Consider the following 12,277-nt stretch of genomic DNA (forward strand, 5'->3'; position numbering starts at 1 on the left):
CACCGTCAACCGCCTTAAAAAAGTGGCATACGCGCCGAATGTCCGGCGCTTTCGCCCTCTTGCGGGCATAACACGCGACGTTCCAGCACCGCTTGCAACGCCTCGAAACGCACAGGCTTGGCCAGGCGATCAGTGATACCAATGCCATGGCAGCGCTCACGCTCCGACGCATTGAGCGACGAACTCAAGGCGATCACCGGCAACTCACCACAGCCCGGCAACGCCCGTATCTGACAACACAACGAGAACCCACCTTCAGGCACGTCCAGCAAGACCGCGTCGAAGGTGCCCGCCTGCAAGGCCGCCAATGCGGTCGGGCCGCTGTCCACGGTTTTCACCCGATAGCCCAGTTTGAGCAACATGCCGCGTACCACCAACTGGCCGACGCTGTTGTCATCCACCAACAACACCGCACAATCCTGCGGCGCGCGTCGCTGCTCAGGCGCCGGGCTCGTGACTTTGGGCGCGGGCGGTACGGCATCGACGTCCATCTCCAACTGGAAGCGGCTGCCCTTGTGCGGCTCGGAATGGTGGGTGAGACGCCCGCCCAGCAGCTCGATCAATTGCCGGCAAATCGCCAGGCCGATACCCAGGCCGCCGTATTCGCGGGTGGTCGAACCATCAAGTTGGAAGAAGCGCTGGTACAGAGTGGCCTCGTCAAGGAAGGCGAAACCAATGCCCGTGTCAGTGACGATAAAGCTCAGGTGCAGGCCACCGTCGCTGCGGGGTACGCCCACCACGCGCAGGCGCACCGTGCCTTGGTGGGTAAACTTGAAGGCGTTGTCCAGCAGGCAATCCAGGCACTGAAGCAGTTTGTCGGCATCGCCGATCACGCGGTCGGGCAGTTCATCGGCCACGTCGATGGAAAACCCCAGGCCCTTGTTCTGCGCACTGGCGCTGAACTGCTGGCGCAAGGCGTCGAGCACGCTGCGCAGGCTGAACACCTCGGGCTTGGCACTCAGGCGTCCGGCCTGCAACTCGGTGAGGGTGAGGATGCCGTTGACCATGCGCATCATGTCTCGCGCCGAGCCAGCGGCCGTTTGCTGGTACTGCGCCAGGTCGCCGTCCAGAGGCACGGTTTGCATCAGTTCCAGGGAGCCGATCACCCCATTCATCGGGGTGCGCAGTTCGTGGGTCAGGGTGGCGAGGAATTCGTCCTTGAGCCGGTTGCTGCGGGCCAACTGCTGGTTGAGCACTTCCAGCTTCTGGCTGGCGTCGAACAGGATTTGCGCCTGTTGCTCGCGCATGCCGTTGATGCGGTCCGCCAGGGCCAGGGACAACAGCGCCACCTCAATGGCCGAGCCAATCTGGCTGGCGTACATGGTGAGGAATACGTTGGGCAAGTAGCCCAGCACCATCATGGTATTGACCACCCCGCCCAGCAGGAACGCGGTCCAGGCAATGATGAAATACCGCGCCATGCGCTGCCCGCAGCACCAGGCCTTGATGGCGGCGACGAAGATGGTCACGGTGAACACCAGCGCCAGGCCGGTGGCCAGGCGCAAGGCCAGCGCGTAACTGGTCATCAGCGAGAGCAGCATCACCACCGCCCCGCAGGCCACCAGTGCCAGCAACAGACGATTGATCCAGCGACTGTGTTGGGCAGTGTGCAGGAAGCTGCGGGCGAACAGGCTGCCAAACAGCGCCGCCGAGCCAATCAGGAACGGCACCGCCGCGTTGGTCCACCACGGGTTGTCCGGCCACAAATATTCCGCCGCCACCCCATTGACCGACAATTGGTACAGGCCGAACGAGGCGATGTAGAGGATGTAATACAGGTAACTGGTGTCACGCACGCTCAGGTAGATGAACAGGTTGTAGATCAACATCCCCAGCAATACGCCGTAAATCGCCCCCAGTACATACAGGCGCAAGGGTTGTTCTTCCAGGTAGGCGGTGCCGGACCACAGCGTCAACGGGGCCTGGATCGAGCCTTGGCTTTGCAGGCGCAGGTAGAGGGTTTCCTGTTGATTGGGCACAAAATTGAGCTTGAACAGGTAATTGCTCTGGCGCACCTCCCGGCTGGAAAAAGGCAGCGCGCTGCCGGTGCGCGCGGTGAGGCGGTAGTTGCCGGTGGGGTCGCGCTGGTACAGGTCCAGGTGGTTCAGTGGCGGGTAGGCCAGCTCCAGGAACCAGGTACGTGGGGAACGGGGGTCTTGGGCCAGGTAATGCAGGTCGACCTTGAGCCAGAACACCGAGCGCGAATAGCCGGCATTGAGGGTGGCTTTGTCATGGGGCTTGAACTGTGCGGCGTAGGCGGGGGAACTCACATCGGCGATGGTCAGGGCGTCGGTCGGGTCTTCGAGCACCTGCATGGCGCGGCCCAGTGGCAAGCTTCGCGTGTCCTGAGTGAACTCGATGGCGCTGGCGAACATAGGCAGTCCGCACAACAATAAAATCAGCAAATAGCGCATAGAGCCCCAGCGTGACCTGTCCGGTTATGTCAAAAAGCCCCCCATTCCTTTTGAGAAGACGAATACCGGCGATACAGTAAGTTGTTTGGATCCACTCTAGCATAGCCGCTAGAGGCCATTAGACACCATTGAAATAATTTTTTGAAAGGCTCTAGGACGCGGCTTACAGGGGGTTTTGCAACCTGTAACGGATACTAGCAAACAGCCATAAATACCCCTGTATCCGGGCAAAATTCTGCCAGCGCCAGACGGCCACGCCAAAAGCGTTTGGTGGTAAGCTCGCGCTCCATGAATATCTACAGCTCTCGCCCTGTTGTCCTCTGTCTCTCCGGCCATGATCCCAGTGGGGGCGCCGGCTTGCAGGCAGATATCGAAGCCCTGCTCGCCCAGGGCTGCCATGCGGCTCCGACCGTCACCGCCCTGACCGTGCAGAACACCGTCAATGTCAGCGACTTTCGCGTACTCGATCGCGAGTGGGTAATGGCCCAGGCCAATGCCGTGCTCAGCGACTCCGAAGTCGCCGCGGTCAAGCTGGGCATGCTGGGCTCTACCGCGATGGTCGACACCGTGGTCGAACTGCTGCAGGCGCATCCGCACCTGCCGGTGGTGTGCGACCCGGTGCTGCGTGCCGGCGGCGGTGGCAGCCTGGGCAAGGATGAAGTCGGCTACGCGATGCGCGAGCGGCTGTTTCCACTGTCGCTGATCGCCACACCCAACCTGCCCGAAGCCCGCATCCTTGCAGAACTGCCCGACGGCACCGCGGACGAATGCGCCGAAAAGCTGCTGCCCTATATCAAGCACCTGCTGATCACGGGCGGCCATGGCGACGAACACGAAGTGCACAACCGCCTGTACAGCCGCGACGGCACGCGCCAGACCTTCACCTGCCAGCGCCTGCCCGGCAACTATCACGGATCGGGTTGCACCCTGGCCAGTGCACTGGCCGGGCGGATCGCCCAGGGCGAGGGCCTGGTGAGCGCCGTACAGTCTGCCCTCAACTACACTTGGCGTACCCTGCGTGACGCCGAACAACTCGGCCAGGGCCAGTTCGTGCCTCGCCGACTGCCGCTGGATTTCTGCTCGTAAGACCAAGAGGCCTGCCCGATGAAATTACGTGGCCTTTACGCCATTACCGACGGCCAACTGTTGGCCGGCAAATTCCTCGCCTATGTCGAAGCGGCATTGGACGGTGGCGTGACCTTGTTGCAGTACCGCGATAAAAGCACCGACGAAGCCCGGCGCCTGCGCGAAGCCGAAAAGCTGCGGGAGTTGTGCTCTCGCTACAAGACCCAATTGATCATCAACGACGATGCCGAATTGGCTGCGCGCCTCGGCGTCGGCGTACACCTGGGCCAGACCGACGGCCCACTGACCCCGGCGCGTGCCTTGCTGGGTTCCAAGGCGATCATCGGCGCCACCTGCCACAGCCAGATCGAACTGGCCGAGCAGGCCGCGAAGGAAGGCGCCAGCTATGTCGCCTTCGGCCGCTTCTTCAATTCCAACACCAAGCCTGGCGCGCCCGCCGCCACTGTCGAGATGCTGGCCCAGGCCCGCAAGCGCCTGCAATTGCCGATCTGCGTGATCGGCGGCATCACCCTGGAGAACGCCGAACCGCTGGTGGCCCACGGTGCTGACCTGCTGGCCGTGGTGCATGGCCTGTTCGGCGCCGAGAGCACCCAGGAAGTCACGCGCCGCGCCCGCGCCTTTAACGATCTTCTTAAATATTCCGTTTAGAGAGCCCGACCATGTCCCGTTCCGAAAGCCTGTTTGCCAATGCCCAGAAACACATCCCCGGCGGTGTGAACTCCCCCGTGCGTGCGTTCAAGAGCGTCGGCGGCACGCCATTGTTCTTCAAGCATGCCGAAGGCGCCTACGTCACCGACGAAGATGACAAGCGCTACGTCGACTACGTTGGTTCCTGGGGTCCAATGATCCTCGGCCACAGCCATCCTGAAGTCCTCGACGCCGTCCGCCAGCAATTGCAGCACGGCCTGTCCTACGGCGCGCCGACCGCCATGGAAACCGAGATGGCCGACCTGGTCTGCTCGATCGTGCCGTCGATGGAGATGGTGCGCATGGTCAGTTCCGGCACCGAAGCCACTATGAGCGCAATCCGCCTGGCCCGTGGTTTCACCGGCCGCGACAGCATCATCAAATTCGAAGGCTGCTACCACGGCCACTCCGACAGCCTGCTGGTCAAGGCCGGTTCCGGCGCACTGACCCAGGGCGTTCCGAGTTCGGCCGGCGTACCCGCCGCGTTCGCCAAACACACGCTGACCCTGCCGTTCAACGACATTGCCGCGGTCGAGCAGATGCTCAGCGAAGTCGGCCAGGACGTGGCTTGCATCATCGTCGAGCCGGTCGCTGGCAACATGAACTGCGTACCGCCGGCCCCGGGCTTCCTCGAAGGCTTGCGCGAGCAGTGCGACAAACACGGCGTGGTACTGATTTTCGACGAAGTGATGACCGGTTTCCGTGTCGCCCTCGGCGGCGCCCAGGCGCACTATGGCGTCACGCCAGACCTGAGCACCTTTGGCAAGATCATCGGCGGCGGCATGCCGGTGGGCTGCTTTGGCGGCAAGCGTGAAATCATGCAGCAGATCGCGCCGCTGGGCCCGGTGTACCAGGCGGGCACCCTGTCCGGTAACCCACTGGCCATGGCGGCCGGCCTGACCACCCTGCGCCTGATCAGCCGCCCGGGTTTCCACGCCGAGCTGACCGACTACACCACTCGCCTGCTGGACGGCCTGCAACAGCGCGCCGATGCCGCCGGTATCCCGTTTGTCACCACCCAGGCCGGAGGCATGTTCGGCCTGTATTTCAGCGGTGCCGACGATATCGTCACGTTCGAGGACGTGATGGGCAGCGATGCCGACCTCTTCAAGCGCTTCTTCCACCTGATGCTTGAAGGCGGCGTGTACCTGGCGCCGAGCGCCTTCGAGGCGGGCTTCACCTCGATCGCCCACGGCGACGCCGAGCTGAAACTGACCCTTGACGCCGCCGAGCGCGCCTTCGCCGCCCTGAAATAAACAGGTGCACACTCTGATGCTGCCCTCGGCAGCGTCAGATTTTCTACTTTGCCTACAGCGTTTTCCTTATTTTTTCGAGAATTCACCTGCAATCCGGCAGATAACTTGCCCAACCAGCAGAAAAACGAGTAAAGACTTTGTAAGCAGAGGCCTGCTTATTTCATAATGCGCGCTTATTGGACCCCCGAGGGTCCGCGTGCCCCGTCAGAGGTAAGTCGATTCCCATGAAACGCACCGGCCGCACCCTGGTCCTGGGCTGCCTGTTGCTCCTTCAGCCGCTGCTGGCACATGCACAAGCAGGCGGCAACTCGTTGTTAATCCCAGCGATGGGTCGTTGCACCCTCAATACCCAGCCAGACAGCCAGGCCGAAGCCCTGAGCGCGTGCCAGAAGCAGGCCGACGGCGGGGATGCGCAGGCGCAATACGAGTTGGGCGAGTTCTTCTACGACAGCAAAAACCCCGCCCGCGACCTCAACAAGGCCTTGAACTACTTCGAGAAAGCCTCGTTGCAGGGCCACGCCCAGGCGCAATTCCAACTGGGCACCATGTTCTTCCACGGTGAAGGCGTGCCGGCCAATAACGTCCAGGCGTATATCGTGCTGAAAATGGCTGCGGTCAATGGCGCCGAAGACGCGCTGGACACCGCCGACGAAGTGGCCGAGCACATGCAGCGCGATGAGCTGGAAGTGGCGACCCAGGTGCTGGGGCAGATTTTCCGCAATTACCTCCAGGAACTGCAGAGTGCCGATGGGCGTTCGCCGTTCTCACCCCTGCCCTGATCGATCTGCGGCGAGGGCGCGTGCTCCTCGCCAGGCTGCGAAGCGGGTTCACAACCCTTCACTGACTTCTATCTGACGCACCTGTAAATTGCATTGGGGCCGCTTCAAGCCCCGGCGGGAGTAAGCGTCCTCGTCACAAACGTCTTACTTTTCGGGCATCGGCATCGGAAACGGCATCACATTGCTGGTGCCACGGGCTTCGCTGATCTTCGGTGTTCCCAGGCGCTCGACTTCATCGATGCGCACAATCGAATGCATCGGCACAAAACTACGCACCACGCCTTCGAACTGGGCCTTGAGTTTCTCTTCGCCCGGGTCGACGACCAACTGGGTGCGCTCGCCAAAGACGAACTCTTCCACCTCCAGGAAGCCCCACAGATCGCTCTGATAGATCTGCTTGGCGTACATTTCGAACACCTGGCCCTGGTTCAGGAAAATCACCTTGTAGATTGGAGCTTCACGTTTGGTCATGGTGGGCGAACAACACATCGGGGATATAAAAGAGGGCGCGAACTATAGCATGGCACCCGATGCACAACGCTAGGAACCAATGGACATGCCCCCTATAATGCGCGGTTCTTTACCACCAGTTGACGATTCCCATGGCCAAGAAGCTTTATATCGAAACCCACGGTTGCCAGATGAACGAGTACGACAGCTCGCGCATGGTCGATCTGCTGGGTGAACACCAGGCCCTGGAAGTCACCGCCCGCGCCGAAGATGCCGACGTGATCCTGCTCAATACCTGCTCGATCCGCGAACGGGCCCAGGACCGCGTGTACTCGCAACTGGGCCGCTGGCGCGAACTGAAACTGGCCAACCCGGACATGGTGATCGCCGTCGGCGGTTGCGTGGCCAGCCAGGAAGGCGCCGCCATCCGCGACCGCGCGCCCTATGTCGACGTGGTGTTCGGCCCACAGACCCTGCACCGCCTGCCGGAAATGATCGACGCTGCGCGCCTCACCAGGCTGCCCCAGGTCGACGTCTCGTTCCCGGAAATCGAAAAATTCGACCATTTGCCCGAGCCACGCATCGACGGGCCGAGCGCCTATGTGTCGGTGATGGAAGGCTGCAGCAAGTACTGCACCTTCTGCGTGGTGCCTTACACCCGTGGCGAAGAAGTCAGCCGGCCGTTTGACGATGTGCTGTCGGAAATCATCCACCTGGCCGAACACGGCGTGCGCGAAGTGACCCTCCTCGGCCAGAACGTCAACGGCTATCGCGGCCAGACCCACGATGGCCGCCTGGCGGACCTGGCGGAGCTGATCCGCGTGGTCGCCGCCGTCGATGGCATCGAGCGCATTCGCTACACCACCTCGCACCCGTTGGAGTTTTCCGACAGCCTGATCCAGGCCCACGCCGAAGTGCCGGAGCTGGTCAAGCACCTGCATTTGCCGGTGCAGTCGGGCTCGGACCGCATCCTGGCGGCCATGAAGCGCAACCACACCGCCCTGGAATACAAATCCAAACTGCGCAAATTGCGCGCGGCGGTGCCGGGTATCTGCATCAGCTCGGACTTTATCGTCGGTTTTCCCGGCGAAACCGAGAAAGACTTCCAGCAGACCATGAAGCTGATCGAAGACGTCGGTTTTGACTTCTCCTATTCGTTTGTCTACAGCCAGCGTCCGGGCACCCCGGCCGCCGACCTGCTGGACGAAACCCCGGAAGAACTGAAAAAAGAGCGCTTGAACGCCCTGCAACATCGCCTGAACCAGCAGGGTTTCGAGATCAGCCGACAAATGGTCGGGTCCACCCAACGCATCCTGGTCACCGACTACTCGAAAAAAGACCCGGGCGAATTGCAGGGGCGCACCGAGAACAACCGCATCGTCAACTTCCGTTGCGACAATCCGACCTTGATCGGCCAGTTTGCCGATGTGCACATCGATGCGGCGCAACCGCATTCGTTGCGCGGGTCTCTGGTGCAATAACCCTCAAATCACCACGGCTCAAAATGTGGGAGGGGGATTGCCCCCGATGACGGCGTGTCAGACACAGATGTTTTATCTTCACCTGCGTTATCGGGGGCAAGCCCCCTCCCACATTTGAATTGCATGGCATCAGGGTTAGATAAATGCTTTCGTACCCGAGCCACTGGCGCTATTCTCTCTTTCACCTCCACAGCCAAAGGGCGGCTAAAAGCAACCTTGAACGCACCCATAGCAGAACCCCATCGTTTCCTCCTCGAGCCGTTTGAGGCTCGCCGTTTCGCCAATCTGTGCGGACAGTTCGACGAGCACCTGCGCCTGATCGAACAACGCCTGAGCATCGAGATCCGCAACCGCGGCAATCAATTCGAGCTTATTGGCGAACCCCAGCACACCACGTCTGCAGAAAACCTGCTCCGCCGCCTCTACCGCGAAACCAAGGGTAGTGAGCTGTCGCCGGAAACGGTGCACCTGTACCTGCAGGAATCCGCCGTGGAAGACCTGGCCAACAACCCGGTGGCCGAAGCCAGCGTGGCCCTGCGCACCAAAAAAGGCATGATTCGCCCACGCGGCTTGAATCAGCAGCGCTACGTCAAAGAAATTCTCGGCAACGATATCAACTTCGGCATCGGCCCCGCCGGTACCGGCAAGACCTACCTGGCCGTGGCCTGCGCGGTCGACGCCTTGGAGCGCGAGCAAGTGCGCCGCATCCTGTTGGTGCGCCCAGCGGTCGAGGCGGGTGAAAAACTCGGCTTCCTGCCCGGCGACCTGGCCCAGAAGATCGATCCGTACCTGCGCCCGCTCTACGACGCGCTCTACGAAATGCTCGGCTTTGAATACGTGGCCAAGCTGATCGAACGCCAAGTGATCGAAATCGCCCCGCTGGCCTACATGCGTGGCCGTACGCTGAACAACAGCTTCATCATCCTCGACGAAAGCCAGAACACCACTGTCGAGCAGATGAAGATGTTCCTCACCCGTATCGGTTTCGGCTCCACCGCCGTGATCACCGGTGACGTCACCCAGGTCGACCTGCCCAAGGGCACCAAATCCGGCCTGGCCCAGGTGATCGAGGTGCTCAAGGACGTGCCGGGTATCAGCTTCACGCACTTCATGCCCAAGGACGTGGTCCGCCACCCGCTGGTGCAGCGCATTGTCGAGGCCTACGAGCGCTTCGACCATCGCGACGACGCACCGACCCAGGATGCGCGCCGCGATGCTTGAGCTTGACCTGCAACTGGCCACCGACGCGCCCGCTCCCAGCGAAGAGCAGTTCCGTCAATGGTGCACCCTGGCCCTGCGCCAGCGCACCGCTGACTCGGAACTGACCATTCGCCTGGTGGACGAGCCCGAGGGCCGCGAACTGAATCACACCTGGCGCCAGAAGGATTACGCGACCAACGTGCTGTCCTTTCCCGCCGACGTACCCGACGAGTTGCTGGATATCCCGCTGCTGGGCGACCTGGTGATCTGCGTCGAAGTGGTCGAACGCGAAGCTCGGGAGCAAGGCAAGGTTCTTGAGGCCCATTGGGCCCATCTGGTCATCCACGGCTGCTTGCATCTGCTGGGCTACGACCATATAGACGATGACGAAGCCGAAGAGATGGAAGCGCTGGAACGAACGTTGCTTGCAGAATTGGGTCATCGCGATCCGTATGCAGACGACGAAAACTGATCGACACTTAACTGAAACAACAAAGGATTTAGAGTAATCGCTATGAGCGAAGACCGATCGAGCAACGGGCAAAAGTCATGGCTGGGTAAACTGACCCAGGCTTTTGCCCACGAGCCGAAAAACCGCCAGGAGCTGCTGGAGCTGCTGCGCGAAGCCCACCAGAACAAGTTGCTGGACAGCGAAGCGCTGGCCATCGTCGAAGGCGCCATCCAGGTGGCTGACCTGCAGGTTCGCGACATCATGGTCCCGCGCTCGCAGATGATCAGCATCAAGGCGACCCAGACCCCACGGGAATTCCTCCCGGCCGTGATCGATTCGGCGCACTCGCGCTACCCGGTGATCGGTGAAAGCCATGACGACGTCATGGGTGTCCTGCTGGCCAAGGACCTGCTGCCACTGATCCTCAAGGAGAACGGCGACAGCTTCAACATCAAGGACCTGCTGCGTCCCGCCACGTTCGTCCCGGAATCCAAGCGCCTGAATGTGCTGCTGCGTGAATTCCGCGCCAACCACAATCACATGGCCATCGTGATCGACGAATACGGCGGCGTGGCTGGCCTGGTAACCATCGAGGACGTGCTGGAACAAATCGTCGGCGATATCGAAGATGAGCACGACGTCGAAGAAGACAGCTACATCAAGCCACTGCCCAGCGGTGACTTCCTGATCAAGGCGCTGACACCGATCGAGAACTTCAACGAGTTCTTCGACAGCGAGTTCTCCGACGATGAGTTCGATACCGTCGGCGGCCTGGTGATGAGTGCATTTGGTCATTTGCCCAAGCGCAATGAAACCACCGAGATCGGTGCGTATCGCTTCCGCATCCTGAATGCCGACAGCCGTCGCATCCACCTGATCCGTCTGACACCTATTGCCCGCTAAGGACTGACATGCGCCGTTTCATCGCTCCCGGCTGGCCCGGTAACCTGCTGGCCGTGGTGGCCGGCGCCATCACCACCCTGGCGCTGGCGCCGTTCGACCTGTGGCCGTTTGCGCTGCTGGCGGTCGGACTGTTTTATGTCGGGCTGCGGGAATTGTCCCCACGCCAGGCCATGGGCCGTGGCTGGTGTTTCGGTTTCGGTCTGTTTGGCGCTGGCACCAGTTGGATCTACTACAGCATCCACCACTTCGGCGGCGCCTCGGTGCTGCTGGCCGGGCTGCTGATGCTGGCATTCACCGCCGCCATTGCCCTGTTCTTCGCCTTACCCGCGTGGCTGTGGGCGCGCTGGCTGCGCCGCAATGAAGCGCCGCTGGCCGACGCCCTGACCTTTGCCGCATTGTGGGTCGGCCAGGAAGCCTTTCGTGGCTGGTTCCTCACCGGTTTCCCCTGGTTGTACTCCGGTTACAGTCAACTCGACGGCCCCCTCACCGGCCTCGCGCCAGTGGGTGGCATGTGGCTGATTTCCTTTGCGCTGGCGCTGACCGCAGCCTTGCTGTGCAACCTGCCACGCCTGCTCGCAACCCGGCGCAACGCCTTTATCGGCACTGGCCTGCTGTTGCTGGTGGCGCCTTGGGCAATCGGCCTGGCCCTCAAGCATCACGACTGGACCTCGCCTTCCGGCGCACCGTTAAGCGTGGCGGCGATCCAGGGCAACGTCGAACAAAGCATGAAGTGGGACCCCGAGCAGCTCAATGCGCAACTGGCGCTGTACCGCGACATGAGCTTCAGCTCCAAGCGCGTCGACCTGCTGGTATGGCCCGAAACAGCGGTGCCGGTGCTCAAGGAATCGGTCGAGGGTTATCTGGGGATGATGGGCAAGTTCGCCGCCGAGCGTCATACCGCCCTGATCACCGGTGTGCCGATTCGCCAGGAAGTGCATCATCACAAGCGCTACTTCAACGGCATCACCGTAGTGGGTGAAGGGGACGGCACTTACCTGAAGCAGAAACTGGTGCCCTTCGGCGAGTACGTGCCACTGCAAGACATGTTGCGCGGCTTGATTGCCTTCTTCGACCTGCCCATGTCGGACTTCGCCCGTGGCCCGTCCGACCAGGCAATGCTGCAAGCCAAGGGCTATCAGATTGCACCGTTCATTTGCTATGAAGTGGTGTACCCGGAATTCGCCGCTGGCCTGTCGGCCCAGAGCGACCTGCTGCTGACCATCAGCAACGACACCTGGTTCGGCACCTCCATCGGCCCCTTGCAGCATCTGCAAATGGCGCAAATGCGTGCGCTGGAAGCCGGCCGCTGGATGATCCGCGCCACCAACAATGGCGTGACCGGCCTGATCAACCCGTATGGTCAGATCACCGCGCAAATCCCGCAGTTCGAGCGCGGCATTCTCTACGGCGACGTGGTGCCGATGCACAACCTGACACCGTATCTGCAATGGCGCTCATGGCCGTTGATCATCCTGTGCCTGGGGCTGTTTGGCTGGGCACTGCTGGCGGGCCGGATGTCCAAAACCGTCTGACCAGGCAACACCAAACCAATGTGGGAGGGCGCGCGCGC

Annotated in this window: 11 protein-coding genes; 9 read left to right on the forward strand and 2 right to left on the reverse strand. The window is 61.5% G+C overall.

Annotated features, from left to right (window positions below; all coding sequences use genetic code 11):
• Positions 1 to 14: 14 nt before the first annotated feature.
• Complete coding sequence (locus AB7933_RS29550; protein WP_024077556.1) at positions 15 to 2,414, reverse strand: hybrid sensor histidine kinase/response regulator; 2,400 nt, start codon at positions 2,412 to 2,414, stop codon at positions 15 to 17.
• A gap of 288 nt (positions 2,415 to 2,702) precedes the next feature.
• Here AB7933_RS29550 and AB7933_RS29555 point away from each other — a divergent pair, with 288 nt between their 5' ends.
• The 4 genes from AB7933_RS29555 to AB7933_RS29570 all read left to right on the forward strand — a co-directional run bounded on the left by AB7933_RS29555 (position 2,703) and on the right by AB7933_RS29570 (position 6,222).
• Positions 2,703 to 3,500, forward strand: coding sequence for a hydroxymethylpyrimidine/phosphomethylpyrimidine kinase (locus tag AB7933_RS29555; protein ID WP_024077557.1), 798 nt, complete (start codon positions 2,703 to 2,705; stop codon positions 3,498 to 3,500).
• Between the two features lie 18 nt (positions 3,501 to 3,518).
• Positions 3,519 to 4,148 (forward strand): thiamine phosphate synthase, encoded by a 630-nt coding sequence (gene thiE, locus AB7933_RS29560; RefSeq protein ID WP_024077558.1) that lies wholly within the window; start codon positions 3,519 to 3,521, stop codon positions 4,146 to 4,148.
• A gap of 11 nt (positions 4,149 to 4,159) precedes the next feature.
• A complete protein-coding gene (gene hemL, locus AB7933_RS29565; protein WP_024077559.1) occupies positions 4,160 to 5,443 on the forward strand; it encodes a glutamate-1-semialdehyde 2,1-aminomutase in 1,284 nt (427 codons plus the stop codon).
• Between the two features lie 224 nt (positions 5,444 to 5,667).
• A complete protein-coding gene (locus AB7933_RS29570; protein WP_024077560.1) occupies positions 5,668 to 6,222 on the forward strand; it encodes a tetratricopeptide repeat protein in 555 nt (184 codons plus the stop codon).
• 144 nt (positions 6,223 to 6,366) lie between these two features.
• On the opposite strand, the gene AB7933_RS29575 is transcribed toward AB7933_RS29570, so the two are convergent.
• Complete coding sequence (locus AB7933_RS29575; RefSeq protein WP_003194436.1) at positions 6,367 to 6,693, reverse strand: DUF1820 family protein; 327 nt, start codon at positions 6,691 to 6,693, stop codon at positions 6,367 to 6,369.
• A gap of 131 nt (positions 6,694 to 6,824) precedes the next feature.
• On the opposite strand from AB7933_RS29575, the gene miaB reads away from it, so the two are divergent.
• The 5 genes from miaB (at position 6,825) to lnt (ending at position 12,239) form a co-directional block, all read left to right on the forward strand.
• Positions 6,825 to 8,153: a tRNA (N6-isopentenyl adenosine(37)-C2)-methylthiotransferase MiaB gene (miaB, locus tag AB7933_RS29580; RefSeq protein WP_024077561.1), complete on the forward strand. Its 1,329-nt coding sequence runs from the start codon at positions 6,825 to 6,827 to the stop codon at positions 8,151 to 8,153.
• A gap of 216 nt (positions 8,154 to 8,369) precedes the next feature.
• The gene (locus AB7933_RS29585) at positions 8,370 to 9,374 is read left to right on the forward strand and encodes a PhoH family protein (RefSeq protein ID WP_024077562.1); all 1,005 of its coding nucleotides are present in this window, start codon (positions 8,370 to 8,372) and stop codon (positions 9,372 to 9,374) included.
• Complete coding sequence (gene ybeY, locus AB7933_RS29590) at positions 9,367 to 9,825, forward strand: rRNA maturation RNase YbeY (RefSeq protein ID WP_024077563.1); 459 nt, start codon at positions 9,367 to 9,369, stop codon at positions 9,823 to 9,825. Before AB7933_RS29585 ends, ybeY begins: the two co-directional genes overlap by 8 nt.
• A 42-nt stretch (positions 9,826 to 9,867) precedes the next feature.
• Complete coding sequence (locus tag AB7933_RS29595) at positions 9,868 to 10,707, forward strand: HlyC/CorC family transporter (protein WP_010206772.1); 840 nt, start codon at positions 9,868 to 9,870, stop codon at positions 10,705 to 10,707.
• Positions 10,708 to 10,715: 8 nt separating this feature from the next.
• Positions 10,716 to 12,239 carry an apolipoprotein N-acyltransferase gene (gene lnt / locus AB7933_RS29600; protein WP_024077564.1) on the forward strand — a complete coding sequence of 508 codons (1,524 nt, stop codon included), beginning with the start codon at positions 10,716 to 10,718 and terminating at the stop codon, positions 12,237 to 12,239.
• The last annotated feature ends 38 nt before the right edge of the window (positions 12,240 to 12,277 follow it).

Source organism: Pseudomonas gorinensis, assembly GCF_042015035.1.
GTDB classification, from domain to species: Bacteria; Pseudomonadota; Gammaproteobacteria; order Pseudomonadales; family Pseudomonadaceae; genus Aquipseudomonas; species Aquipseudomonas gorinensis.

What these genes read in the sequence shown, in the direction of transcription:
- AB7933_RS29550 (WP_024077556.1), bottom strand. Translation starts at nt 2,414, where the DNA reads ATGCGCTATTTGCTGATTTTATTGTTGTGCGGACTGCCTATGTTCGCC.
- AB7933_RS29555 (WP_024077557.1), top strand. Translation starts at nt 2,703, where the DNA reads ATGAATATCTACAGCTCTCGCCCTGTTGTCCTCTGTCTCTCCGGCCAT.
- thiE (WP_024077558.1), top strand. Translation starts at nt 3,519, where the DNA reads ATGAAATTACGTGGCCTTTACGCCATTACCGACGGCCAACTGTTGGCC.
- hemL (WP_024077559.1), top strand. Translation starts at nt 4,160, where the DNA reads ATGTCCCGTTCCGAAAGCCTGTTTGCCAATGCCCAGAAACACATCCCC.
- AB7933_RS29570 (WP_024077560.1), top strand. Translation starts at nt 5,668, where the DNA reads ATGAAACGCACCGGCCGCACCCTGGTCCTGGGCTGCCTGTTGCTCCTT.
- AB7933_RS29575 (WP_003194436.1), bottom strand. Translation starts at nt 6,693, where the DNA reads ATGACCAAACGTGAAGCTCCAATCTACAAGGTGATTTTCCTGAACCAG.
- miaB (WP_024077561.1), top strand. Translation starts at nt 6,825, where the DNA reads ATGGCCAAGAAGCTTTATATCGAAACCCACGGTTGCCAGATGAACGAG.
- ybeY (WP_024077563.1), top strand. Translation starts at nt 9,367, where the DNA reads ATGCTTGAGCTTGACCTGCAACTGGCCACCGACGCGCCCGCTCCCAGC.
- AB7933_RS29595 (WP_010206772.1), top strand. Translation starts at nt 9,868, where the DNA reads ATGAGCGAAGACCGATCGAGCAACGGGCAAAAGTCATGGCTGGGTAAA.
- lnt (WP_024077564.1), top strand. Translation starts at nt 10,716, where the DNA reads ATGCGCCGTTTCATCGCTCCCGGCTGGCCCGGTAACCTGCTGGCCGTG.